Genomic DNA, 25,093 nt, shown 5'->3' on the forward strand with positions numbered 1-25,093 from the left:
AGCGCGCGCTATGTATGTGGTACACTTTTAGATTAGCAAATACAATATAGCACTTCCCAGTTTCCTAACGATGCACGCTTCTACAGGTTGGCTAAAAAACAACCAGATATGTCCTCCATTCCCCGAACGAGATCGTTCAAGGGATGCAGGGATACGCCATTCCTTACAAGTTTCCATTACCGCGACGGCGTCTTGTTGCCAATTCTGCTTATCGAAATCCATTGCAAGAAACCAACAGGTTTCGTCTTGAAGCATGGGGTAGACACCAATGGTGCGGTTTACTTTCGCATCAAGGTGCCGGGCGATTATTTCATCTGTAATGGATTCAAATGCTTGTTGGATACATTCAGAACATATGATTTGCGGCTTTTTGCAAACAGACGCCCACTCCTTCTGACACGCAGGAGAATAACCCGATTTACCGGCTTTGTTCGTCCACCGCACCGGGTATATTACAGAAACTATTTATAATCAAAAGAGCCCTCTCCATTAAAATCGAGAGGACTCAGACAACGAGATTGATTTGTTAATTAAGGCAACAAAAGACCGTGTTCGCCTGTGAAATGGCTCTTTTCGTTGTTTTTCTAAACTTAAATATCAACGCTTCACGGAAAAAACGTGCATTTTCCGTGCCCTCCCGTCAAAGCTTGGCCCCTTTATCGTTCAGAACGATAAATCTCCTTCACCAACCGGTAAGCCAGCTTAGGCTTGCGGTACTCATTCAACAGCCCTTTATTGTTAAAGCTCCGCGCACGGTCGCGGAAGTAAGGACGGTCGCTTCGCACTTCGACGCGGATATCGGCGAAGTGCCAAATCAAGGTACCCACGATGCGCGGGTCCTCGCGGAAAATCTTCAGCGCCTGCTGCACAACCTCAGCCTGATAATCCTCGCTGAACAGGCGCGGCTCCCAGCCTGCGTCCCCGAAAATGCCGGCCGCACCGAACTCGCTCATGACCAGAGGCTTCCCGCCCGCACCTTGCGCTTCGGCATTACGGTAATAATTTTGCAGCATGTCGCGGAATCCGTCAACATTCCCTTGGTACCAACCATAATATTTATTGATTCCGATGACGTCGAAGTAAGAAAGTACGATGTCTTCTTCCGGATGCATGGTGGCATAAGTCACCAGACGGCTATCATCCAAGCTGCGGATACAGCCGACGAATTTCTTCGTGAGCTCCAGCGCCTCCACAGTGCGAGTATCGATTTCGTTATGGGCCCCCCAGAAAATAATGGAGGGATGATGATAGTCGCGGGTAATCATTTCCTCCAGCATCCTGACGCCGCGCTCCGCGAATAGAGGACTAGCCAGTGTTTCCGTGCTCATGAAGCAGCCCCACATCGGAATTTCGCTCCACAAGAGCATCCCGTGTTCGTCCAGCAGGTCGATCCAGAACTGGCTTTGCGGATAGTGCGAGCCGCGGACAATGTTACAGCCCATATCCTTCAGAATCGCCAAATCCTTCAGCATGAGCTTAGGCGGGAATGCAAAGCCCCACTCCGGATGCTCCTCATGCCGGTTAACCCCTTGCAGATAGAGCTTTTTGCCGTTCAACATAATCTGGCCATTGTCCACTTCGACGGTTCGAAATCCTGTCCGGTCGATAAGATCGTCTTCGCCCGCTTGCACAGTAAACGTATATAATTCGGGATGGCCGACGTCCCATTTGCGGATATGGGCCAAGCTTCCGCGAAGCGTTAACTGCGCGGATTGTCCTGCAGACAGCTGTACAGTAGAAGCCGGGAATACCAGTCCTTCCGTGGAGGCGTTAACGACGATCTCGCTGTCATTCCTGCTTAATGATTTTACCTGCACCTCTAGGGAGATATCCGCTTGATCGTCTGTAAGCTCATAATCGATTTTCAATGAATCGATGTAGACATCCGGCAGCTCTTGAAGCTCTACGGAACGAATAATACCTCCGTAAGAATACCAATCCACCACATCGGTAGGCAGCGTTTGCCAGTCCAGCGTACTGTCTACACGAACAATAAGTTCATGATGTCCTTGCGCCAGATGTGGAAGCAGCGCGCTGAACTGCGTATAGCCGCCAAAATGGTATCCGACATGCCGGCCGTCTACATATACATCGGCATGATGGAGAATGCCTTCAAATACTAACCGAATGTTGCTTTCCTTTGCAGTATCAAAATAAGTACGGTACCACGCGGAGCCGATATATTCGAACAAGCCTAATTCGTTATTCCAGCAGGAAGGAACAACTAGTTTGCGGGAACCGGATGGATAATTCTTGTGCCATTCCTCGGTTTGGCCTACATTGCCGGGATCTGTGACAAAGTCCCATAAGCCGTCCAGCAGACGGGTTTGGCGAAGGATGTGCTGACGAAAAGTGCGAATCAAAGGAAAAAGCCCCTTTCCTGTCTGTTTCGTAAAGCGTATCATGGAGGAATGGGGTTCCGCTATGGACAAAGCATTTTAGAATTTGTCAAAATCGCTTTACGGGTGGTGCAAGAATGGAAAACAAAGCGCACAGAATATATCATCTGCGTCTCACCTATGAGAAGCTTCCCGTTCCGGGCTGGAAGGATATACGGAATACAGTGGATGTTCATTCGCTGTATTGGATTATGAGCGGCGAGGGTGAATTCTCGTATTCGCCTGAGGAGAAGTCCATTAAGGTGAAGACCGGGACGCTGCTGTACCTGAAGCCCGGCTTTTCGCTGACGATGTCGTCCTCCGTTGACCAGCCTCTTTATATCCGCATGCTATTATTTGATGCCTTCGATGTGCCCTATGAGCAGCAAGCTTGGCAGAAGCCTGTGTATTTGGACACGCTTCACCTGCCGTTCATCAAGCAGTATTCCCAGGAGCAGGCGATTTGGATTCATGAGCAATTCAAGCAATTGTGGTCGATCCAAAGCATGGATCCGCATGAAAGGCAGGCGGAATTTCAATATTTGCTTTCGAGGCTGCTTCACTACATGCGGGATACGAACGCATTGACGGACCCGTATATGAAAGCTTTTGAGCAAGCGAAGTTTTGGATGGAAACCTGCTACAACCGCCCTCTCAAGATGGAGGAGCTGGCGCGGAGCTTTCACATCTCAGTGTCACAGCTGCGCAAAATGTTCGTGCAGCACACAGGCCTTCCCCCCAAGGAATACTTGAACCGGATTCGGAATGAGAAAGCCAAAACCCTGCTGCTGCTGACGGAGGAGCCGATGAAAGCGATCGCGTCCGCCTGCGGCTTTACCGATGAATTTCATTTCAGCAAGATGTTCCGGGCATGGAATGAGGTTTCGCCGGCCCGCTTTAGGGCTTTATATAAGTGAGCAATCTATAGACCGGGGATGTAATCGTGAAATAAATTAATCCATTAAGGTACCACCATTAACTTCGATCATTTCTCCTGTGATATAATCGGCTGCTGGTGATGTTAAAAATACTACCGCACCCACGCATTCTTCCGGGGTCCCTTCACGACCCAGAGGAATGCCTTTTAGCATTTGTTCACGAAGGACCTCCGGCGTATAGCGCTCATGGAAAGGCGTAGTGATCACGCCGGGTGCAATGCCGTTTACCAAAAATACCGAAAGGCGCGAGTTCCTTGGCCAAGCCCTTTGTGAATGTACTCACCGCGCCTTTGGAAGAAGCATAAGCGATAGATCCGCCACCCCCACCGTTTCTTGCTGCCTGTGAGGAAATATTAATAATTTTACCGGCACCTTGTTTTTTCATGATCGGGATCGCTTTACGTGCGCAAAGAAATACCGATTTGGTATTTACCGCAAAAATCCGATCCCATAATTCTTCCGACATTTCTTCTATGGAACACCGTTGAATCAGGGCTCCAGCATTATTGACGAGAATATCCAGTTTCCCATATGTGGATAACGTCCCCTCAAAAAGGGTATCTACCCCCGCGCTGTCGGATACATCCGCCTGAATGGCAATGGCCTCTCCTCCCTGCTCACGGATCAAATTCACCAATGCAAATGCCTGTTCAGAGCTGTTGTTATAATTTTACCAAATCGGCACGAAGCCATTGATTTCCTCAAGAATGGCATCAACTTCTTTCAGAACATCCGTGGTAAGCTCAACTGCGCTGGCCTGAACGTTTTCTTCCACCTGCGAAACACGGCTTGCTCCTACAATAGCGGAGCTGACTCCTGGCTGCCTTAATACCCAGGCAATTGCAAGCTGAGACAGCTTCAGTCCCAAGTCTGAGGCAATACCATCCAATTTGCCCACACAGTGTAAAACTTCATCCTTCAGATAACTGTTGATCCAACGGTTAATTTCATCGTTGGCTGCGCGGCTGTCGGGAGGAATCGCTTGGCCTTTCTTATACTTCCCACTTAAAATACCCTGCGCAAGCGGTGAAAAGACCACTTGGCCCAATCCTTCCTTATCGCATACAGGCAGTAAGTCTTTTTCGATATACCGGACCAGCATATTATAGATCGGTTGGTTCGATATGAGCGGACGAAGGTTCAGCTTTCTTCCGATATGCGTCGCGTTCGTAATTTGTACGGCGCTCCATTCGCTGACGCCGGCATATAAAATTTTACCCTGGGTGACCAAATCATCAAGTGCCCGCAAAGTTTCATCAAGCGGTGTATCCGTATCGTACCGGTGGCATTGATAGAGATCAATGTACTCGACTCCCAAACGCTTCAAGCTCGCTTCACACTGCTCCACAATATGTTTTCTCGATAAGCCCCTGTCATTTGGTCCCTCTCCCATGGGGAAAAAGACTTTGGTAGCCAGCACATAGCTGTTCCTTGGAAAAGCTTCCAACGCTTTCCCCACGACAATTTCGGATTCGCCTCTATTATACGCGTTGGCCGTATCGAAGAAATTGACGCCTTTTTCATAAGCATATTTAATGCAATCGACAGCCGTTTGCTGCTCAACCGCCGTACCGTATGTCAGCCAGCTTCCCAATCCGACTTCACTTACTTTCAATCCGCTTCTGCCTAATTTCCGGTATTTCATATGGGTTCCTCCTTGTTATTGATAAACGCCAAGCTTATCCGGTGAAATTAGCTGCGCTGTGTTTGTTCGAGCCTTGGCATTCTAAGTTTAAAGAAATCATTGTTTTGCAATTCGTTTGCCTTATCCACAAGATTAGTCACATCGTCATACACGGATAAAATCCGGCCGTGGTAGTCATCGAGTTTGCCCTGGGCCAGTTGATAAGCCAATTCAGGCGCCCAAGTGAGTGGAACGTCCTTCTTTTCTTCGAAAGCTTGGGAAATACGTGGAAAATACTTCCTCCCGGCCTTAGTTTCCCTTTGAAACTTAGTCATGTCGGTATCATTCAATCCGGGATTTAAGGAGAAGGCCCTTACACCGCTGCCTTCCAGTTCCGCATCGAGATTTTCCGTCAGTCTGGCAATGGCGGTCTTGGAAGTGCCGTAGCCGTTACCGTATTTAAATTCACCGATCGTTCCGCCGCCTACGACATTTATGATCCTTCCGTGTCCTTTCTCCAACATGACGGGAACGGCGGCTTGAATGCCGTAAAAAGTGCCGAATATATTGGTAGTCACATCATTCAACCATATCTCAGGGTCAACTTCCCATGTAGGACCTATCGCTTCAAAAGCACCTGCATTATTGATCCAGACATCAATCGTTTCAAACTGTTCCCGTATCCGCCGAACCGCTTCTTCAACCGATTCCTTCTTTTGAACGTCCATCTGAACGGAAGCGCTACCGGGTGAAAGCTTGCACAGCTGAGTTTCCAGCTCCAATAGTTTGTGCCTGTTCCTGCCTGTCCCAATCACTTTATAACCTCGCTCCGCAAAATAAAGCGCCATGTTTTTACCGATTCCTCTGGTCGCACCTGTAATCACGACAACCGGTTGCGCTTCTCCCATTTCTGTTCCCTCCTTCTGTAATGTAGCTCAATTCCGCAGGATGCATATTTTAATGATATATGATAATACCGATTATTTTAAGTGCTGAAATATAGTTTAACAAGTTACTTTGAAGTAAGTACAGCAATAACATGCTGACTTTCGGCTCTTTTTAAATTTGTTTATTGTAAAATTCTGCAGCTTATTAGGGGTTTTGGTGCAACTATTAAAATGGATCAAAGATAGTCGCCATATTGTTGCTTGACTATGCTGTTAAACCAAACATTTTATTATTGTATGTGGAAAGGACGGACGAATGAATGCATGAATCCTTCGTCTGTCCTTTTAATGGCTGAATTGATTAATAGATTATTTGCCTACAGCTGCTTGCCGGGAAAGGATTCGGCCCTGAACTCACAGATCCTCCTGGAAACACGAAGGCCGTGTCCCGACCCATTCATGGGTCGGGACACGGCCTTTCTGATGCAGGAACGGTCAGTTGTTACTTTCTGTGGTCGACTTACTTGTCGTCGCTGGGGGCCGACGAGTCGGCTCCGGGCACCTCGTTGGGGAATAGCACCTTGGAGTCGCCCGGGTAGGGTTTGGTGAAGTTGTTCGACGCGTACCAGATCGCGCGGTTTGCCTGGGCCATGTTGGCCATGTCCGTGCTCTTCCAGTTCTGCCCGTTCGACCACTCCGCCCATGCTTTAGCCACTCCGGTGAGCTGACTGACGGGCTGATTCATGACATCAAGCGGGAACTGATTGGGCAGGGCTGTGTACGGCGTGTAGTCCGGCTTGTTAGTAAATGCGTCGTACATAGGAACCGCGGCCATGTCCATCTGGTTCATCGGGGGCAGACCAAGGATCTGCTCGATGGTGCGCGTGACGTTAAGCTGCGTGTAGTAGTTGTGAACTACCGCTCCGCGCTTGGCGTAAGGGCTGAAGATCAGCGTCGGGTTGCGGTGACCGTCGGTGTGGTCGACGCCGTCCTGGGTATCGTCTTCGAGCATGAACACAGCGGAGTCATTGCCGAACTTGCTGTGCGAGATCGCGTCGACGATGCGGCCGACAGCCAGGTCGTTGTCGGCCACCATGGACGCGGGTATCGGTTGGTTCGCCGACGTGCCAGACGTGTGGTCAGTCGGCATCTGCACTATGTTGAGCTGCGGCAGCGAGCCGTCCTTCTCGTACTGCTTCAAGTCCCGCAAGAAGATATCAGCTCGGTACTGGTCCGGGATCTGCATCTGGAAGCCGGGGAAGTCGCCCTGGGTAATATTTCTCAGCCCCGGGACGTCGGTCCAGGACTGGTAAGCACCGATCTGCGCATGGAGCTGGTCGTTCGCCTTGCCCTCAAGGATCTTGGAGTCCTGGTACCATTGCTGCCAGCTGCTGTTATCCGGCTTGCCGCTCGCATCCTGGAAGCGACTGGTATACTCGCCCCAATTTCGTACACTCACACCGTGGCTCAATGCATTGTCCCAGAGGAAGCCGGACTTAGCATAAGCAAGGGCGTCACCGCCGTTGTACGGGTAGCTGCGGGTGTAGTGGCCGATCGACTGGTTAAGATAATCATTAACGAATGCCTGCGTCAGGTACTGGTGACCGTCCGCCGACATCGTGCCGTTGGAGTACAGGTTATCGATCAACGGGCCCTGGGTGGCTAGGGCGTGGAAGTTCGGCGTAACCATTTGGCCGAACTGCGCCAGCAGCGGGTCACCGTTGCCGCGTTTGTCGTCACCGAAAACCTGGTCGTAAGTGCGGTTTTCTTTGATGATCAGGAACACATGCTTAATCGTTGAGGGGTCTCCGATGCGCTTCGGAATCGCCACCGGGGCGGCCGTGCCGTTACCGGTTTGGTTGCGCTGATCGATACCCTGCCAGTTGTTGTTCTTCCACACCTGATCGGTATAGGACCGCATCTGCTCGGGGGTCGGCTTCGCTACCACGCTGACCGTGCCAATGCTGGAGTATACTGAGTGGCCTTTGCCAGGCATGGTGCCCAACCCGTGGATCTGGGTCTTCAGATCACCCAACGAGCCGACGCCCTTCTGACTTGCGATTACAAGCTTGTTCAGCGCTGGGACATATTCGATACTGCCGGGGTACCAACCGGTGGGGATAAGTCCCTGGAAGACAGCAGGCTGGGACGCGTCGTGGTATTCGTACACCGCCACGGCATTGTCAGTACCCAAACTCACAGCAACATGAGTGTCGTCCAGCATCGCCAGCGCGTTCGGTGAGCTGCCAAACGGTGCGCCCGGGATCGGATTGACGTCGAAGGTATGGCCGAGCCGCTGCTTGGCGGTGTCGATGACCGACACGCTGTCGTCGTTGGAGTTGGTGACCAGCAGGTCGGTGCCATGTGCGAGCAGAGCGGACGGTTGCAGGCCTACGTCGTACGTGCGGACCTCTTTGCCGCCCTCGAAATCAACCTCCGACACCGTGCCGGTCGTAGCCGAACCGTCCTGGTTGTTAGCCACAATCGCCGTGCCGTACGAGTCGTTGGTACGGTCGCTGGTAGTCGCGGGACGGCCGCCCTGGTTGCTTACGTAGGCGCGGTTGCCAATGACCACGACATCTCGGGGTGCATTGCCGACCGGGATTTCCCTGACCACGGCTCCGGTCACGGCGTCGAGCACCGCAAGCGTGTTGTTGCCGTTCAGCGTTACGAGGATCTGCTTTCCGTCCGGCGTGAACGCCAGCCCCGAAGGGAGCGAAGCTCTGCTTGCCACGTCCGGCAGCGGGATTGACGCAGGGTTGGAGAGAGTGCCATCAGCAGCCACCTGCCAGCGCAGCAGGTTCTTTGTCTGTGCCGTCCACAGGGTGGAGCCGTCGGGAGAGTACAACAGTCCGCCATAGGAGATCTTGCCACTGCCGACACCCGCCGGCGCTGAGACTTGCTGGATCATCTTCAGGGTGGTCAAATCGGTGATGGTGAACTGACCCTTACCATCCCATGTCATATTGACGGCGGTCTTACCGTCGGGGCGCACCTTGAGGGCCATCGGGCGGCCAGTCTGCTCAACCGTGTCGCCGGCGGGCGTCACGAACTGGTTGGTGGAGGTCAGTACCGTACCGTCCGGCTGCCGGCCTATTTGTTGGTCATTCAGCAAACTTTTGCTTCCGTCCTGTACGTTACGGCCGCTAATTTGGACACTATTCGAATCTTGATTCCAAGAAACCGTTGCCTGCAAAGCTTCTGCAATTACCCGCAGCGGTACAATTACTCGGTTATTTTGCATAACAGGTGCAACGTCACTTTGAAGAACTTGTCCATTTACGATAACCTGGATAGAATTTTGCCTACTGATACCAGGAGGCAATGTAGGTGTGTTAATAAGTACAGCATTATGCTCTGCATCCCATAATACTTTGGCACCAAGTACCTCTGAAACATCTCGAACAGGTCCTATTACTTGGGAATGCTCAGAATCCATATAGAAGGAGACATCACTTTTTATGAGATTTCCTTCTACAAAAACAGGAACATCTTTACTGATAGAATTGGAATCTGCGGTAGAGGCATAAGTGATGCCTTCTCCGCTCCCGAAAAGCATGGTTGTCAATGTAACGCCTGCAATGATCTTTTTATACTTGTTTCCAAGGATTTTCATACAACACATCCTCCTATTATGTGGAGTACTTCTATTTCTTCTGGGATTACGATGATACCCGGACCTTAGCTTTTGCCCTCAGGAATACTTCCTCCTCGGTCTTACTGGTTACTTACTTTGTTTGAATTGTTGCGCCTTGGTCATTTGTAGTTACCGAAAGATTTGGCAAATCTACAAGCGATTTTGCGGAAATGTATCCATGGCTGCTTGAGCTGTCCCAAATTGCATCCTTCAGCGTAATAGAGTGTCCATCTATTGTAGCCTGATTGGAGTACAGTTTAAGTCCTACTGAATGTCCATTGTATTGAAGTGTTACCGTTTGTGTATTGTTATCATAAGATACAGTAGCATTCAGGTTACGCGCAAGATCCACGATTGGAATCATCGTGTTGCTATCTTTTATAAATGCATTTTCTTCATTTAGCCCGTGCGCTAGAAGGGCATTGTTAAATTGAACTTTAGCAGGTGTTCCCCAAGGAGATACCGACAAGCTATTGTCATCTTGATACATATAAGGTGTGAAGTTTGGATTGTTCAAATCAAACATGTCCGTTAAATTGTTGGCGACAGCATCACGGTTGTTTAAAGCTGGCAAATTATAGTTTGTTTCAATGAACTTCAAAATGGACGTATGATCGTATTGCACATGGCTGACATAGTTTTGCTTTGCATAAGGTGAAATAACTAGTGCCGGAATACGCGGACCATTTCCAACCATTCCGTCCGCCGTTGTAACAGCTGCCGGTGGAGCTATATGGTCGTAAAAACCGCCGCTCTCGTCATAAGTGATAATAATAGCCGTGTCTTTCCAGTAAGGGCTATTCATGATCTGGTTAATGGTTTTAACGGTAAAATCCTCTGCGGATGGTGTACTTTGATTTCCGAGACCCGGATGCTCGTCGTCACCATATCCAGCTTTTACAAAACTTACTTGCGGTAGAGTTCCATTTGCAACATCTGTAGTAAAATTATTATAGTCTTTTAAGTTATTGTCATATTTTCCGTCCTCATAGTTTTGAAAGTATTGGAACGGATTGTGGTGCGGTGAATATTTCAGTGCCTCAGGTGAAACCGTTGAAAGGCTAGTTTTGTCTAAAGCAGGTTTGGTTGCATTTGTTGCTGCTTTTGCTGCATCCCATCCTCCTGAATACCAAGCCCAGGATTGGTTCGAGTCAGTTAACTCATCGCCAATGTTTTTGTATGTGAGGTTGTATGTCAGTCCGGCGCTGTTATCTCCACCAAATGGACCGTTTTTAGGCGTTGGGTCACCGGTGATTTGTGAATTAGGATCCTTATTGTTTGCCGCAGCAGACCCATTACCGGATTGCGCTGCTACAAGATAAAGCGCACCTGGTGTAGATGGACCCGCAACCGGTTGGAAATAATTATCTGCTAAGGCAAAGTGCTGAGCATACTGCCAGTAAGCTGGGATATCATTGTGGTCGAAGTACGACATGGACAATTTTCCGCGGGTAGGGTTTAAAGTTGTCCCCTTGGAATTCATAGTATAAAACTTGTCCATTTTTCCGCCGTTTATCATCGAGATCATGTCTGCATAATTATGGTTGACGTCTACTTCTTGAACATTGGCATTTCCTGCATCGTGCCATGGGTAAACCGGATTGCCGTTATCATCCGGATTATAAACATTGCCGGCTACATCCCTTACCTCATTACCTGCTACATACTTGAAGTTTCTTACATCTTGCGGTGTGCCACTGAGCGGTTTAAAGCCCGGTGCATAAGGATACGTACCAAAGTAGTTGTCAAAAGATCGGTTCTCTTGGAAGATAACAACTGTGTGTTTGATTGGTGAAGAAGTGGTCGGAGACGATTCTGCGGACGCCAATGTAGCAAATGGTGTTGCTGCTAACAAAAGAGCGCTTGTTGATGCAACTAAACAACGAAAACCCTTTTTCATTTTGTATTTCCTCCTTTAATTTTATGCAGATTGACTCTTGCTGATAGATTGCCGAACACTCAAATAAAGGGCAAACGTAATTTCTCTCCTTTAAATTTTATGTATAGACTTAATTAGTCATATATTATGACTAATTAAGTCTATCTTAAAAGATACTATAAAAATTATTAATTTAGTATTAAGATTTTTGAACTTCCCGATAACCCATTAACTTCCACTATGTCTTAATGACGGACTAAGGTCTTTACAAGGAGACTATTCGTATTTATCAGCGGTTAAAAGAGAAATACATCCGGGTCTGGACCGAACCGGTGATCTTGGTTCATTTGATCGATTGTTTTCATATCTTCTACCGATAATAATACGGGTAGTAAATAACTACCTTTACCGAAAGGGATGAAATACGATGTTCGTCATTTTATTTCTACGATCATTTCAATTTCCACAGGGGTGTTAAATGGCAGTTCACTTGTTCCGATCGCGGAGCGTGCATGTTTTCCATTTTCCCCAAAGATTTGCTCGAGAAGCTCCGAAGCTCCATTGATCACATATGGCTGTTCTACGAACCCTGGAGCGCTGTTGACAAATGCAAGAAGCTTTACAACTTTTTCAATACGGTCCAAATCCCCCAAATGACTTTTTAAAACCGCCAAAAGATTTAACATGGTTTGCCGCGCGGCCTTTTGACCTTGTTCGACAGTCAAATCGCGTCCCAGTTTTCCTTCGTACATCAACTTCCCATCGAGCTTGGGTACTGTCCCGGATGTATAAACCAATTTGCCAGTGGTTACAGCCGGAATATAAATAGCGCCTGGTTTTGGCGGTACCGGTAAAGTAATATCAAGTTCTTTTAGCTTGTTTTCAATAACACTCATCTTATTCCACTCCTAAAATTAAGTATTAAATCGAACGGGGGCAAAATCCGTCTAGATGGCCGTATAGCCTCCGTCAATCACTAGGGATGATCCCGTCATAAAGCTGGAAGCTTCTGAGGCGAGGAAGACTGTAGCGCCTCCAAGCTCTTCCGGCTGTCCCCACCGGTTTAATGCGATTCGACTCAGAAAAAACCGGCTCGCCTCCGGATCGTTAAATACCTGTGTATTGATTTCCGTAGCAAACGGTCCCGGACATAACGCATTGACCGTAATGTTAAACGGCGCCAATTCCAGCGCTACGACTTTCGTAAACTGAATGAGCCCCCCCTTACTTGAGCAATACGCACCCCGCTCCGGCAAAGCGATAATGCCAAGCATGGAGGAGACATTGATAATGCGGCCGTAGTGTTGATTTTTCATATGTTTAGCAACCGCTCGCGTGCATAGAAAAGGAGCTTTCATATTCGTGTTTTGAACAAGATCCCAGCTCTCTTCATCAAATTCGTCAATCGGTTTGCGGATATTGATGCCAGCATTATTGATCAGTATATCGATGCGCCCGAACTGTTCAATCACCGTTTGAACCATGTTCTCCACCTGATCCTGATCGGTTACATCTACTTCCAGACCTAATGTGCGCCGGCCTGTACTCTGTGCAATAGCTGTAGCTCTTGATTGGGCCTTTTCACGATCGCGGCTCGTCAGGACCACATCGGCACCGGCCTCTGCAAGTGCACTGGACATTGCACATCCGAGGCCTCTGTTCCCGCCGGTTACAAGTGCCACTTTGCCATTAAGCTTGAATACATCAAGACTCATCTCCGGTCCTCCCTCCTCGCAAATCGGACATATCAAGTGTAACCTATAAAATCGGTAACTCTGATTTTCCTATCATTCCTCACCTCTGCGGGTCAATGCATAGGCAACGACATCTATTTCGATCAAGTAATCGCCAATTCCGCTTCTTACTGTAGTCCGAGCAGGGTAAGGACGTTTCATCTTGCGTTCGTACACTTCATTATATTTAGGTATATCTTGAGCATGGGTCAAATGGGAGTTCGTTTTTACCACATGATCTAGGGTGAGTCCCTCGGCTTCCAGAATGATTTCAATATTTCGAAGCGTTTGTTCCGTTTGTTCTTCTATGGTTTGACCGGCAATCTTTCCTGTTTCAGGGTTAACTCCTACCTGACCGGACACATAGACAAAATCACCCGCTCGAACGGCATGTGAGAATGGAAGCGGAAATTGAGGGGCGCGGTCTGCATGAATTGCTTTTGACATCATAATCATCTCCTGAAATTATTTAATGTGATCCAAATTCCATTCCTTAATGGAGTTTTCCGCGTGCCGCAACTATTATTTTTCTTATTTCCTGTTCGTTTTTCATGTACACATGGTCGTGAAGATTTATGGTGGTACATATATGATTTGGAATAATCTCGAGAGTATCGCCTACCTGGATCTCTTCTTTTCCTTCTAGCTTAACCATGCCGTGCTCTTCCGTCGTCCGCTCTAAAACAGCTTCGGGGTAGTTATTAATATGACCGAATCCGATTAAATTTGTGGGAAATACGTTGGGCCGGGCATCAGTTGCAATCATTTTGGTGCCGCCATCTACAATGAGCAAAGTTTCATTCGGTCTGCTCACAACCGAGGCTACAACAGAAGCTGCGCATTCATCGAGACTGCAAACGCCCATGTTAACCTGCATTTTATCATAAAATACATAGGTGCCCGGACGAATTTCGGTAATGCCTTCGACCTGTGCTGCGTATTCAGCAGTTGGCGTGGAACCGACACTCACATCTTTAATAGATATACCCGCTTCTCTCATTCTTTCAGCTAATGTAACCATTAATGTTCCTTCTTCGAAGCCGGCACTTTTTAAATCCAATGTCGGTTCCCCTCGGAATACGGCTCCGCGAAATGTATAAATTCCTGTTAATTCAAGACGTTCTAGCTGATTGATTTCAATCGCAAGCTCCACAGCCCGATCGTACAGCACTCCCGTTCGTTTCAGTCCCGTATCAACCTCGAGGCGCACAGTCAGCGTGTGATCATATTTTTTTGCAAGTTCGGATAACTTTTTTGCGCCTGCCATGCTGTCAACAGCAACGATCAGATTTATTTTTTTGCTTAATGCAATCGCCCGTTCAATTTTAGATTCGACGACAAGCGGGTAAGCGATAAAAATATTATCCAATCCGCCTTCGGCCATCACTTCGGCTTCCGACACTTTGGCAACCGTAATACCGACTGCCCCTTCCTCGATTTGCATTTTTGCAATCTCTGGAATTTTGTGCGTTTTCACATGGGGCCGCAGGTGAACACCATTTTTTTGGGCAATCTGTGCCATTTTCTTAATGTTTTTTTTCATCTTTTGTTCGTCAATAATAACATAAGGGGTCTCTATCATCTTCGTTTTCACTCCCCGAAAGAGTATGTAGGCAGCCCCTTGACTTTAGTAGGCTGCACGAATAGTCCTCCAGCATGCGGCTGTTCTAAAAGCATTTGTTCGCTAAGTCCGAACCGCGCTGTTGTAATATAAAGATCGCTCAAACCGCTCCCACCGAACACGCATGAAGTAACGCGGGCTGCAGGAACGGAGACGATTTCCAAAGTTTCCCCAGTATCCGGATTAAACCGTTTAACACAATATCCGTCCCATATTGCGGCCCAGATCATGCCTTCTTCGTCGACCGTCATACCATCGGGACCTCCGATACCACCAGTTGCATCGACCGCGACTCGGGGGTTTGACAACTCCGCCGAAAGAAGGTCAAAGTCATAGGCCATAATCTTTCTGGTGGCGGAATCGATATAATACATCGTTTGGTTGTCGGGACTCCAGCCTAGTCCGTTGGAAATGGTTAAGTTGGAAAGCACCCGTCTTACAGTGAAATCGGTATCCAAGCAGTACAATGAGCCTTGATTCGGAACATCCTTGTTCACCCTCATGGTCCCTGCCCAAAATCTTCCCTTAGCATCGCATTTTCCATCATTGAAACGATTATACGGCAAATCCGCTTCCGGATCGACGATAAAGCTCATCATCCGTTTATCAAAATCGTAACTGTAAAATCCATGCTGCAAAGCCATGACGATTCCACCGGATTTACACGGAGCTACAGCACCAATCGGTTGTCCTATGTTAACGACAGCATTTTCGTTAGTAGATGGGTTATAAATATGCAGACATTCCCCCGCAATATCGACCCAATACAGCACATTGCTCCGTTCATCCCAACTCGGCCCTTCACCCAAAACAGACCGTGCGTCAACCATAAGCTTTGGTGGCTCCATACTCATCTTCTCCTGTGCGCCTGATTATTATCGAATGCGGCTGTACTTACTGTTTTCGAAGTAATCGGCATTATTCCCCAATTTATGAAGCAATGGTGCTGTAATATGATCTAGCTGGTTGCGTACTTCCGAAGATATCGGAAAAGAGGCAGCTTCAATGTTCGCGTTCAACTGCTGGACGTTTCGCGCACCGCAAATCGTTATGGCGATATTCGGATTGGAAAATGCCCATGCTAAAGAAAGCATACTCACGGATACACCCAAATCGAACGCAAGCTGATGAATACCGTTCAGAGCTTCTTGCAGCTCCGGTTCTGCCCCTTCTTCACCATGGCGGCTCCCTTCTCCTCGACTATGATGAAAATGACGTGATCTCATTCGCCCGAGAGGAATTTCATCGATTTTACGATACTTTCCCGACAAAATACCTTGATGTAATCCCATATATCCGATGACGCCCATTTGGTGACGGGTACAATAGGGCAGAATCCGGCTCTCGATTGCTCTGCATAATAGATTGTAAACAAGCTCATTGGCGATAACCTTCACACCGGTAGCTTTCACTTCATCCATTTGTTCTACACCATGATTGCTGATACCTATGTGGCGAATTTTTCCTTCTTGCTTCAATTGATCCAACGTATAGAACGCTTCTTCCAGTGTCGGCGGATCGGCAAGCAAACTTTCATCGTTGCTAAAATGTAAAATCGATTGGTAGTTGATCGGCCAGTGAAGCATATACAAATCGATATAATCGGTCTGTAAACGCCGCAAGCTTGCTTCGCATTGTTCTCGCAATGTCTTTGGTTTCGTATTCGAAGTCTTGATTTTAGTGCCGATAATGGCTCTAGACCGTCTTCCTTTCAAGGCAAGTCCCAGCGATCTTTCACTTTCACCATCATTGTACATTTCAGCAGTATCGAAATAATTGATGCCACTGTCCAAAGCTGCCCCGATCATCTCTTCTACATCTCTTTGACTTTGAAATCCCCAATAGCTGTTGCTGTCTCCGCCGAACTGCCAGCAGCCCATCCCAAGTATGCCGACCTGCAATTCGGAAATCCCAAGCCTTCTTGTTTCCAATATTTGTTCACTCTCTTTCAAAGGATTAATCCATCAACTGTCCGCCATTAACTTCAATGATTTCTCCTGTAATATAGTCAGCAAAACTTGAAGATAAAAATAATATGGCGCCTGCTGCCTCATCCGGGGTTCCTTCACGGCCAAGCGGTATGAGAGATGCATTCTTTTGACGGATTTCAGGAGGTGAAAACCGATCATGAAACGGCGTACTGATGACGCCCGGCGCAATGCCGTTCACTAAAATGTTATACCCGACCAACTCTTTTGCCAGCGCCCGAGTCAAATTGCTTACTCCCGCTTTGGCCGTTGAATAGGCGATACTGCCCGGACCCCCGCCAGTGCGGGCGGCCACGGAGGTCACATTGACGATCTTTCCTTTTCCCTGCGCTTTCATCATAGGAATACTGCTTTCGTTACCAAATAAACGGATTACACGATCCCATAATTGTTCGTCCAAATCTTCCAGTTTCGTGAATACATATTTGTTCCCTCCAAAATTTTCAGGAAAACCAAGGGAGATTATCTCCCCTGGTTTTCCTGCATAATGCTTTATTGATTCAACCAAACGTTCCAATAGTAAGGAAATGGTGTTCCTTGTAAACCTTGAAGCTTTTTGCTTTTTGTACCTAGCAGGAAAAAGTCGCCAAACTTCACTACTGGCACTTGATCCCACGTTATAGCCTGCAATTTATCCCAGATGGCTTTTCTCTTGGCGGGATCCATCTCGGAATTTAAGCTCTTTAACAGGGCATCCTTGTTGGAATTTTCCCAGAAACCCGGCCATTTGCTATCGAAAACTGGCCAAATCCCGGGATCGGGAGTGAAAGTAGTGGCTCCCATAAACACTTCATAAAGATCCGGATTAGCACGCTTTTGTATAAGGGTCGCCCAATCCACCACTTGAAGATCAATGTTAAACCCTGCTTTTTTGAGTTGTTCCGTGGCTACCAATGAAATTTTGTACATAAAATCATAATCTTTCGTTGTAAGCCATCGAATCGGTTCTCGGTTATATCCCGCTTCTTTCATAAGCTGCTGCGCTTTCTCGATATTTCCTTGGTTATACATTTCTTTGCCGGCATCTGTCCACCATTGTTTTTGCTCCTGGAACATAAGGCTCGGATCAATACGGTAAAACTCGCTGGAAGTAAAGGCCGCTTTCATAATCGGTTCCATATTCAATGCTAACGCAAACGCCTGGCGCATGCGTTGGTCTTTAAACGGACCTGTCTTTTTGTTAAAGACTGCCTGCGGCCACCAATAGGGCTTCACTATGACAGCGTCTACTTGATTGTTTGCTTTCATTGATTCATATAAATCCGTACTGATCTGCTCTGCGTAATCGAATTGTCCGGTTTGTACCCCATCCAAACGAGTGGAAACCTCAGGGGTTGGAATAAACATAATATTATCAACATAAGCTACTCGACTGCCGCCCATTCCGTTTGCCGATCCCGGCAACGGCTTATAATCATCATAACGGGAAAGTTTTACATGTTGATCGGGTACATGCTCGACAAATCGATATGGACCAGTTCCAATGAAGTCCTTGATCGGACCGTCGCCCGCTGCATCAATGATCTCCTTGGGATAAATCGCGGCCTGCTGATTTGGAAAAGCAAGCAGCATCGGCACGTTCGGCTGAGGAGTTTTTAAGATAATGTCAAGGGTAAGATCGTTTTCCATTTTCAGTTCTTTTACATTATTAAAAAAGATCGCCCCATAACTCGATTTCTTTCCCCATCGATTAAGAGATGCTATTACGTCATCCGCCGTCATCACTTTCCCGTTATGGAACTTGATACCTTCCCGCAAATGAATTACATATGTGTTCGTCGCCATATCAAAATTATAGTCTTTAGCAAGCAAAGGAACGGCATTATATTTATCATCAAGGGTAAATAAGCCTTCATAAATATGCCACCCGATTTCCTGCGATAAAAATGCCGAGGTTATTTGTACATCTAGTGAAGGTGGCTCGCCAGCAATTGCAACTTTTAAAGTGCCCCCTTTTTTAGGTTCACTGGTGGAATTTTTAGTTTCTCCTGTGGAATTACCCGTTTTCGGCGACGATTGACTTGTGCACCCTGCTAGCACAACTGATAACAAAAAAATAATGAACAGGATCGTTACAGAAGTTTTTTTTATTGCCAAAATGGATGCCTCCTGACCACAGTTTCTCTCATCATATCTCGCCATGCTAATGAGCACAGCAAGTATGCGACACGATCAGATTTCCCTCTCGTGCATGGGTATGCTTTTTATGTTCCGTTGTTTTAACGCCGTTAACATACACATATGATATTCCTTCGGGATATTGCGCAGGCTCTTGATATGTAGCCTTATCAGTAATATTATCCGGATTAAAGACAACAATGTCCGCTTTGTATCCCGGCACCAAAAGTCCGCGTTTCCCTAATTTAAATCGTTGAACCGGGAATGAAGTGACTTTACGGACCGCTTCTTCAAGCGAGAGCAACCGTTCTTGACGAACATATTTGGCGAACACTCGAGGGAAAGTTCCATATAAGCGAGGATGCGGCTTTCCTGTTTGGCAAGCAAGGCTATCAGAAGCAATCAATGATTTTTCCCAGCGCATTACTTTATTGACTTCTTGATCCGACATATGAAAATAAACTATCGCTATTTTCCCTTCTTCCTCAATAAGCAAATCCATTGCGCAATCAACCGGATCTTTGCCTTGCATCGCGCTGATTTCCTTTATATGCTTTCCTTCTAAATGCCGGTTTTTCTCAGATGTAAGTGAAGAAATCAAAACATTTTCCCAGCCTGTAGAACAAACTAAATTGTCCCACATCTCCTGTTCTTCTTTTAGTTCCTCCTTGATTTGTACGCGAACCGACGAATCCTTCAAGCGTTCTAATGTTTTCCTGATTCCCCCTTCTAATGCCCATGGCGGAAGCAGTGTAGTAAGTGAGGTGGATCCGGCAGTGTAAGGATAAACATCACAAGTAACGTCCATTCCTCTTGCTCTGGCGTCTTCGATGATCTCAAGCGCGCTGTCGATCTTCCCCCAATTCCCCTTTCCCGCCGCTTTTAAATGACTGATATGCAAGGAAATTCCACCCTTTTCCGCAATCCAAATCACTTCTTTTATAGAAGGAAGCAGGTTTTTGCCTTCCCCACGAATATGCGTGGATAATATACCGTTATATTTGGGAAGTACGCCACATAATTCAGCTAATTCTTCTTTTGTCGTGTAGCTTCCCGGAGCATATAACAGGCCGATGGACAACCCGATCGCTCCCGCTCTCATCCCTTCCTCAAGCAAATCCTTCATGTGCTGCAGTTCCTGTTTGTTTGCCGTTCGTTTTTCAAATCCCATGACCGCAATTCTCAACGCGCCGTGCGGTACATAGGTGGCTACATTAGCCGAAGCATTTGCTGCTGCCAGCACATTCATATACTCGTTCATTGTTGTCCACGACCAGTTCTCATTCCATTTCCCTAAAATAGGTTCAATATACTCCTGAAGCAATGTTCCGTTTTTAGTGAAAAATGGGGCTGGCCCTATTCCGCAATTTCCTACAACTTCAGTGGTAACCCCCTGTTGCAGTTTAATTTCACTTAGTGGCTGGTCAAGAATCATTAAATCGGAATGGCAATGACCGTCAATAAATCCCGGGCATATAACTTGTTTCTGGACATCAATTGTGGATCTGCTCGATTGATCGATCCGGCCAATTTTTACGATAATACCATCCTTTACTCCTACGTCTCCGATAAACCAAGGATTTCCTGTTCCATCCACAATTTTTCCGTTTTTAAGCACAAAGTCCAGCATTCCGATCTCCCTCCTTTTCAAGCATTCCGCTTTCTTCCGTCCATTTATTATGATTTAACAAAAACTGTTTTTACGGACGTGAAAAATTCAATGGCCGCCTGCCCCTGTTCACGAGAATGAGAACTGGATTGCTTCATCCCTCCGAAAGGAGCTTGTAATTCTACACCGGCACTTTCAGCATTGATCCTGACTAGCCCCGCTTCGATATCATCGATAAACGTTAACATGCTACCGATATTTTTCGTAAAGATGGATGCACTAAGACCGAAATCCACTTCATTTGCCAATGATAAAGCCTCTTCAATCGTATCAACCTTAATCAGTGCAAGCACCGGACCGAATATCTCTTCCTTAAAAATAGTCATTTCCGGGGAGATATTTTCAAAAACGGTCGGTTCAACAAAGAACCCTTCTTTCAGTTCTCCTTCTTCCAGTCTCCTTCCGCCGCAAACAAGCGTCGCTCCTTCTTCAATTCCCTTTTGAATATAGGAAAGGACGGTTTCCAACTGCTTTTCAGTCGCACAAGGCCCCATCCACGTCTGTCCGTCCAAGCCGTTGCCGATTTTAAGTTCCTTCACTTTTACAAACAGTTTCTCCTTAAACTGCTCGTACACACCGCTTTGAATGAATACCCGGCTGGTGGCTGTACATTTCTGTCCCGTGGAACGCAAACCGCCGTTAATCGTCGCATCAACAGCAAGTTCCAAATCGGCATCTTCCAGTACGATAACAGGATTTTTCCCGCCCATCTCCAGCTGATATTTTGCTCCGCGGCTAAGCGCCATCTTTCCGATCATCTTTCCAACGACGTTAGAGCCTGTAAAAGTGATCGCGTTAATGCCGGTGTGTTCTACAATTCCTTGCCCTATGAGCGAACCGTCTCCGGTTACCATATTGACAACACCGGCCGGAAGACCAGCTTCATGTAGGCACTCGACGATCTTGGCCGCTGTAACTGCCGTTTCTTGAGCGGGCTTAAACACAACCGTGTTTCCGTAGATGAGAGCCGGTGCCATCTTCCAAATCGGGATGGCCACTGGGAAGTTCCACGGTGTGATAACGCCTACTACCCCGAGCGGAACGCGCGTAGTGTACATCAATGCTCCGGCGTCAGTAGAAGGAATAACATCGCCGATTTTTCTCAATCCCTCCCCTGCGTAATATCGCAGAATGGCAACGCCCCTCATCGTTTCTCCTTTTGCCTCCAGAAACGGTTTTCCCATTTCCCGCGTCATTGTTTCTGCAATGTCATCAGCGTGTCGCTCAAGTGCATTAGCCGCTTTATAGAGGTACTCCCCTCTTGCTGCGCCAGACAATTTTCTCCATAAGACTTGTGCTTTCTTGGCCGAGTCCACAGCATTATTTAAATCCTCGATAGCTGATGCTTGTACAAATCCGACAATCTCGTTTCGTTTTGCCGGATTTATGCTAGCATCTTTCACGTTTGTGACGGTAGAAACCCATTCGCCGTTAATATAATTGAGATATGTTTTAACCGTTGCCTCCATGTATCATTCATCTCCTGTATATCCATTGGCTGCTTGTCAACAATGCGAATAGTAGTCGCCATCCAGCTTGCAGTTTATTTAAGCTCACTGTCTACCTGTACGCCAAAACCGGCTCCATCAGGAACGAGCAAGTGATTCTGGTCCCAAACGTGGGGAGCTGTCAAAAAATCGTTTAAGTACATTTTCGGGCCGATCAGATCGGAAGGCCAGGTAATCAATGAGCTGCTAGCCGCCAAATGAAGCTGCGATGCGGTTCCTAAGCCACACTCCACCGTGCTGCCAAGCAAACATTGTTTTCCCGCAGACTCTGCCAGAGCCAGCACCTTTCTCGCTTTAAACATTCCACCGGCTCCGGCCGTAGAGACATTGAACACATCCACCGCGTCGTGTTTGAGCAACTCCAGGCCGAACTCGGGCGAATGGACATGCTCTAATATCGGCATGCCGATACGGCTTTTTAATTTTGCTTTTCCTTCCACATCCAGATAAGGAATCGGCGTTTCGATACCGGCCGGATTATACTTTTCCATTCTCTTCAAATTTTCAACCGCCTCGTCGAACGTCCAGCCGGAATTCGCATCCAGCTTGATGACGGCTTTGTCACCGGCTACTTCTCTTATGATGCGGAGGCGCTCCAGGTCTTCCTTAGGATCGATGCCGACTTTTAATTTAAAGGCGTCAAACCCTTCCGTTACCTTTTCAGCAATTTCCGCTTCCAAGTATTCGATTCCCCTGATATAAACGACCCACGATACCCAAATTTTGTCCTTTTTCTTTCCGCCGAATAAGTTATATACCGGAACATTTAACGATTTTCCGATAAGATCGAGCAGCGCATTGTCAACACCGCAGCCTACGATATCGTATACTGTGCCGTCGGGGCGTTCATCCACCATATTTTTTTCAGGATATCCCTGCAGCAATTCCTCGATTTGAAAAGCTTCTTTGCCGATCAATTGTTTCGCCAAATAAGCCTCTAATTGTTCAATTGTAAATTTTGTACCATCGGGCATGAACATGGTATCGGGAATATCGGATACTTCGCCGTAACCTTTAACCCCTTCATCTGAAGTCAATTCGATCACAGCGAAGTCCGAAAAAGAATGTCCGCCCTCTTTGTTGGCCAATCCGCCTAAAGCAGCCGTCACGGTTGAATAAACTCTTTTTGCTTGAAACGGATATATTTTTAAATCTGCTATTTTCATATCAATATCTCCTTTGACTAGTTTATTTTCCCATGAATTGGCGGAAAGCTCTGGCTACTTCTCTTATAATAACAGGCAGGATCTCGGCCCCTTTTTCTTTGGATGCATGACGCGAATCGTCGCTGATTCCGTTCACTCCTACGCTGTTATTCGGTCTTTGAATAAACATCCGGCGGGACATCTCTTCCGTTGGAATTTCATCGTGCCTGTGCGGAGGGAATGAATTTAAACGCACTAACTCTGGGCGCAAATGGAGCATCAACGATGTTTCAAATCCCCCCGCATGCCCGGGAACTCTTCCCAGTTGTGTGGCCTGACACTCGTTACGCAAAGCCTCCCAAGCGACTGTCCAATAAGAGGTGGCGGCAATGTTGACCTGACATTCCCTTGCGATATCCCGGGTCGCCATTCTGATCGCTTCATCATTACCGCCGTGTGAGTTCAATATCGCGATATGTTTAAAACCGGTAGTAACCATCGATCTTAGCAAATCTTTTAAAACGATAGTCATCGCTTCACTTGTCAGTGATAAGGCTGGCATTGGAAAATGATGATGCGAATTGCCGTAGGATAAAACAGGCGCCACCACCGCGCGAAAACTGTCCTGCACGGCCGCACAGCTTCTGAGCGCAATTTCCTCCGCGAACACGGCGTCCGTACACAAAGGAAGATGGGGGCCGTGCTGTTCGATCGCACCTACGGGTAAAACAATCATCGCTTCGGAAGCAATGTTTGTTACTTCCTCCCTTGTTAATGAGTCAAGCTTTAGATGGTTGAACAATTTTGCCCTCTCCTTTAATTGTTCTAAATACCTTTTTGCAAATATTGCGGATCCACCTCAACGCCGAAACCAGCGCCATCGGGAACGAGCAAGCGGTTTTGATCCCAAGCATGGGGTGCGTTCAACATGTCGTTTACATACATTTTCGGGCCAATCAGATCGGACGGCCAGGTAACCAGCGAACTGCCGGCCGATAGATGAAGCTGCGATGCGGTACCCAAGCCGCACTCCACCGTACTGCCGAGCAAGCATGGTTTGCCTGCGGACTCGGCCAACGCCAATATCTTTCTCGCTTTAAACACGCCGCCGGCTTGGGCTGCAGAAATATTGAACACATCTACCGCATCATGTTTGAGCAACTCCAAAGCAAATTCGAGCGTATGCACATGTTCCAAAATAGGCATGCCGATACGGCCTTTTAATTTTGCTTTCCCTTCTACATCCAGGAATGGAATCGGCGTTTCGATACCGGCCGGATTGTATTTTTCCAATCTCTTCAAGTTTTCGACTGCCTCGTCAAACGTCCAACCGGAGTTGGCGTCCAGCTTGATGACCGCCTTTTCGCCGGCTGTTTCTCTCAATATGCGGAGCCGCTCCTCATCCTGCTTGGGGTCGATGCCGACTTTTAATTTAAAAGCATCAAACCCTTCTTTGACCTTTTCGGCGATTTCCGCTTCCAAGTATTTGATATCCCTGATATAAACGACCCATGATACCCAAATCTTGTCCTTTTTCTTTCCGCCAAACAAGTTATACACCGGAACATTCAGCGTTTTGCCGATGAGATCAAGTAACGCATTGTCTACACCGCAGCTTACGATATCCAACATTGAACCGTCGGGTCGTATGTCCACCATGTTTTTTTCGGGATATGCCTGCAGCAATTCTTCGATTTGGAATGGGTCTTTGCCAATCAACTGGTTGGCTAAATAAGTCTCCAAATGTTCAATCGTAAAGTTTTGTCCGTTTGGCATAGTCATCGTTTCCGGAATATCGGATACTTCTCCGTAACCTTTGATCCCGGTATCGGACGTCAATTCGATGATGGCGAAGTCCGAAAAAGCATATCCGCCTTCCTTATGCGCTACGCCGCCTAAAGCGGCCGTTACGGTAGAATACACTCTTTTCGCGCTAAACGGAAATAAATTAACATCAACGATTTTCAT

21 protein-coding genes and 1 pseudogene are annotated in these 25,093 nt (G+C 47.3%); 1 reads left to right on the forward strand and 21 read right to left on the reverse strand.

Annotation, left to right across the window (positions count from 1 at the left end; all coding sequences use genetic code 11):
- Positions 1-27: 27 nt before the first annotated feature.
- A complete protein-coding gene (locus O9H85_RS38095) occupies positions 28-444 on the reverse strand; it encodes a TOTE conflict system archaeo-eukaryotic primase domain-containing protein (RefSeq protein ID WP_409348249.1) in 417 nt (138 codons plus the stop codon).
- Between the two features lie 212 nt (positions 445-656).
- Positions 657-2,363 (reverse strand): glycoside hydrolase family 2 protein, encoded by a 1,707-nt coding sequence (locus tag O9H85_RS34215; protein WP_269885846.1) that lies wholly within the window; start codon positions 2,361-2,363, stop codon positions 657-659.
- A 113-nt stretch (positions 2,364-2,476) separates the two neighbouring features.
- On the opposite strand from O9H85_RS34215, the gene O9H85_RS34220 reads away from it, so the two are divergent.
- Positions 2,477-3,295: an AraC family transcriptional regulator gene (locus tag O9H85_RS34220; protein ID WP_269885847.1), complete on the forward strand. Its 819-nt coding sequence runs from the start codon at positions 2,477-2,479 to the stop codon at positions 3,293-3,295.
- 36 nt (positions 3,296-3,331) lie between these two features.
- Here O9H85_RS34220 and O9H85_RS34225 read toward each other — a convergent pair whose 3' ends face one another.
- The 19 genes and pseudogenes from O9H85_RS34225 to O9H85_RS34315 form a co-directional block, all read right to left on the reverse strand.
- The gene (locus O9H85_RS34225) at positions 3,332-3,523 is read right to left on the reverse strand and encodes an SDR family oxidoreductase (protein ID WP_269885848.1); all 192 of its coding nucleotides are present in this window, start codon (positions 3,521-3,523) and stop codon (positions 3,332-3,334) included.
- Positions 3,501-3,962, reverse strand: a pseudogene (locus O9H85_RS34230) (SDR family NAD(P)-dependent oxidoreductase); the annotation flags it as partial. The gene O9H85_RS34225 and the pseudogene O9H85_RS34230, both read right to left, overlap by 23 nt.
- A 24-nt stretch (positions 3,963-3,986) precedes the next feature.
- On the reverse strand, positions 3,987-4,961 hold the full coding sequence (locus O9H85_RS34235) for an aldo/keto reductase family protein (RefSeq protein WP_269885849.1): 975 nt from the start codon (positions 4,959-4,961) through the stop codon (positions 3,987-3,989).
- Positions 4,962-5,008: 47 nt separating this feature from the next.
- Positions 5,009-5,848: an SDR family oxidoreductase gene (locus O9H85_RS34240; RefSeq protein WP_269885850.1), complete on the reverse strand. Its 840-nt coding sequence runs from the start codon at positions 5,846-5,848 to the stop codon at positions 5,009-5,011.
- 499 nt (positions 5,849-6,347) lie between these two features.
- On the reverse strand, positions 6,348-9,443 hold the full coding sequence (locus O9H85_RS34245; RefSeq protein ID WP_269885851.1) for a stalk domain-containing protein: 3,096 nt from the start codon (positions 9,441-9,443) through the stop codon (positions 6,348-6,350).
- A gap of 112 nt (positions 9,444-9,555) precedes the next feature.
- Positions 9,556-11,364, reverse strand: a complete 1,809-nt coding sequence (locus O9H85_RS34250) for an alkaline phosphatase family protein (RefSeq protein ID WP_269885852.1) — start codon at positions 11,362-11,364, stop codon at positions 9,556-9,558.
- 413 nt (positions 11,365-11,777) lie between these two features.
- Positions 11,778-12,239, reverse strand: a complete 462-nt coding sequence (locus tag O9H85_RS34255; RefSeq protein ID WP_269885853.1) for a RidA family protein — start codon at positions 12,237-12,239, stop codon at positions 11,778-11,780.
- 51 nt (positions 12,240-12,290) lie between these two features.
- Complete coding sequence (locus tag O9H85_RS34260) at positions 12,291-13,058, reverse strand: SDR family NAD(P)-dependent oxidoreductase (protein ID WP_269885854.1); 768 nt, start codon at positions 13,056-13,058, stop codon at positions 12,291-12,293.
- A gap of 72 nt (positions 13,059-13,130) precedes the next feature.
- The gene (locus O9H85_RS34265; RefSeq protein WP_269885855.1) at positions 13,131-13,523 is read right to left on the reverse strand and encodes a RidA family protein; all 393 of its coding nucleotides are present in this window, start codon (positions 13,521-13,523) and stop codon (positions 13,131-13,133) included.
- 46 nt (positions 13,524-13,569) lie between these two features.
- Positions 13,570-14,658: an alanine racemase gene (locus tag O9H85_RS34270; protein WP_269885856.1), complete on the reverse strand. Its 1,089-nt coding sequence runs from the start codon at positions 14,656-14,658 to the stop codon at positions 13,570-13,572.
- An 8-nt stretch (positions 14,659-14,666) separates the two neighbouring features.
- Complete coding sequence (locus tag O9H85_RS34275) at positions 14,667-15,551, reverse strand: SMP-30/gluconolactonase/LRE family protein (protein ID WP_269885857.1); 885 nt, start codon at positions 15,549-15,551, stop codon at positions 14,667-14,669.
- 21 nt (positions 15,552-15,572) lie between these two features.
- On the reverse strand, positions 15,573-16,649 hold the full coding sequence (locus O9H85_RS34280) for an aldo/keto reductase (protein ID WP_269885858.1): 1,077 nt from the start codon (positions 16,647-16,649) through the stop codon (positions 15,573-15,575).
- 4 nt (positions 16,650-16,653) lie between these two features.
- Positions 16,654-17,202, reverse strand: coding sequence for an SDR family NAD(P)-dependent oxidoreductase (locus O9H85_RS34285; protein ID WP_269885860.1), 549 nt, complete (start codon positions 17,200-17,202; stop codon positions 16,654-16,656).
- Entirely contained in the window at positions 17,178-18,782 is a 1,605-nt protein-coding gene (locus tag O9H85_RS34290) for an ABC transporter substrate-binding protein (RefSeq protein WP_269885861.1), read from the reverse strand. Before O9H85_RS34290 ends, O9H85_RS34285 begins: the two co-directional genes overlap by 25 nt.
- A gap of 46 nt (positions 18,783-18,828) precedes the next feature.
- A complete protein-coding gene (locus tag O9H85_RS34295; protein ID WP_269885862.1) occupies positions 18,829-20,433 on the reverse strand; it encodes an N-acyl-D-amino-acid deacylase family protein in 1,605 nt (534 codons plus the stop codon).
- A gap of 47 nt (positions 20,434-20,480) precedes the next feature.
- Positions 20,481-21,941: an alpha-ketoglutaric semialdehyde dehydrogenase GucD gene (gene gucD / locus O9H85_RS34300; RefSeq protein ID WP_269885863.1), complete on the reverse strand. Its 1,461-nt coding sequence runs from the start codon at positions 21,939-21,941 to the stop codon at positions 20,481-20,483.
- A gap of 74 nt (positions 21,942-22,015) precedes the next feature.
- Positions 22,016-23,146, reverse strand: coding sequence for a mandelate racemase/muconate lactonizing enzyme family protein (locus tag O9H85_RS34305; protein WP_269885864.1), 1,131 nt, complete (start codon positions 23,144-23,146; stop codon positions 22,016-22,018).
- Between the two features lie 22 nt (positions 23,147-23,168).
- A complete protein-coding gene (locus O9H85_RS34310) occupies positions 23,169-23,927 on the reverse strand; it encodes a creatininase family protein (RefSeq protein WP_269885865.1) in 759 nt (252 codons plus the stop codon).
- Positions 23,928-23,950: 23 nt separating this feature from the next.
- Positions 23,951-25,093 carry a mandelate racemase/muconate lactonizing enzyme family protein gene (locus O9H85_RS34315; protein WP_269885866.1) on the reverse strand — a complete coding sequence of 381 codons (1,143 nt, stop codon included), beginning with the start codon at positions 25,091-25,093 and terminating at the stop codon, positions 23,951-23,953.

Origin of the sequence: Paenibacillus gyeongsangnamensis (assembly GCF_027533625.1) — a bacterium.
In the GTDB taxonomy this organism is placed as follows: domain Bacteria; phylum Bacillota; class Bacilli; order Paenibacillales; family NBRC-103111; genus Paenibacillus_G; species Paenibacillus_G gyeongsangnamensis.

Coding starts and splice junctions, on each gene's coding strand:
- O9H85_RS34235 (WP_269885849.1), bottom strand. CDS start 4,961: ATGAAATACCGGAAATTAGGCAGAAGCGGATTGAAAGTAAGTGAAGTC.
- O9H85_RS34265 (WP_269885855.1), bottom strand. CDS start 13,523: ATGTCAAAAGCAATTCATGCAGACCGCGCCCCTCAATTTCCGCTTCCA.
- O9H85_RS34255 (WP_269885853.1), bottom strand. CDS start 12,239: ATGAGTGTTATTGAAAACAAGCTAAAAGAACTTGATATTACTTTACCG.
- O9H85_RS34270 (WP_269885856.1), bottom strand. CDS start 14,658: ATGATAGAGACCCCTTATGTTATTATTGACGAACAAAAGATGAAAAAA.
- O9H85_RS34275 (WP_269885857.1), bottom strand. CDS start 15,551: ATGAGTATGGAGCCACCAAAGCTTATGGTTGACGCACGGTCTGTTTTG.
- O9H85_RS34245 (WP_269885851.1), bottom strand. CDS start 9,443: ATGAAAATCCTTGGAAACAAGTATAAAAAGATCATTGCAGGCGTTACA.
- O9H85_RS34315 (WP_269885866.1), bottom strand. CDS start 25,093: ATGAAAATCGTTGATGTTAATTTATTTCCGTTTAGCGCGAAAAGAGTG.
- O9H85_RS34295 (WP_269885862.1), bottom strand. CDS start 20,433: ATGCTGGACTTTGTGCTTAAAAACGGAAAAATTGTGGATGGAACAGGA.
- O9H85_RS34260 (WP_269885854.1), bottom strand. CDS start 13,058: ATGAGTCTTGATGTATTCAAGCTTAATGGCAAAGTGGCACTTGTAACC.
- O9H85_RS34305 (WP_269885864.1), bottom strand. CDS start 23,146: ATGAAAATAGCAGATTTAAAAATATATCCGTTTCAAGCAAAAAGAGTT.
- O9H85_RS34250 (WP_269885852.1), bottom strand. CDS start 11,364: ATGAAAAAGGGTTTTCGTTGTTTAGTTGCATCAACAAGCGCTCTTTTG.
- O9H85_RS34240 (WP_269885850.1), bottom strand. CDS start 5,848: ATGGGAGAAGCGCAACCGGTTGTCGTGATTACAGGTGCGACCAGAGGA.
- O9H85_RS34220 (WP_269885847.1), top strand. CDS start 2,477: ATGGAAAACAAAGCGCACAGAATATATCATCTGCGTCTCACCTATGAG.
- gucD (WP_269885863.1), bottom strand. CDS start 21,941: ATGGAGGCAACGGTTAAAACATATCTCAATTATATTAACGGCGAATGG.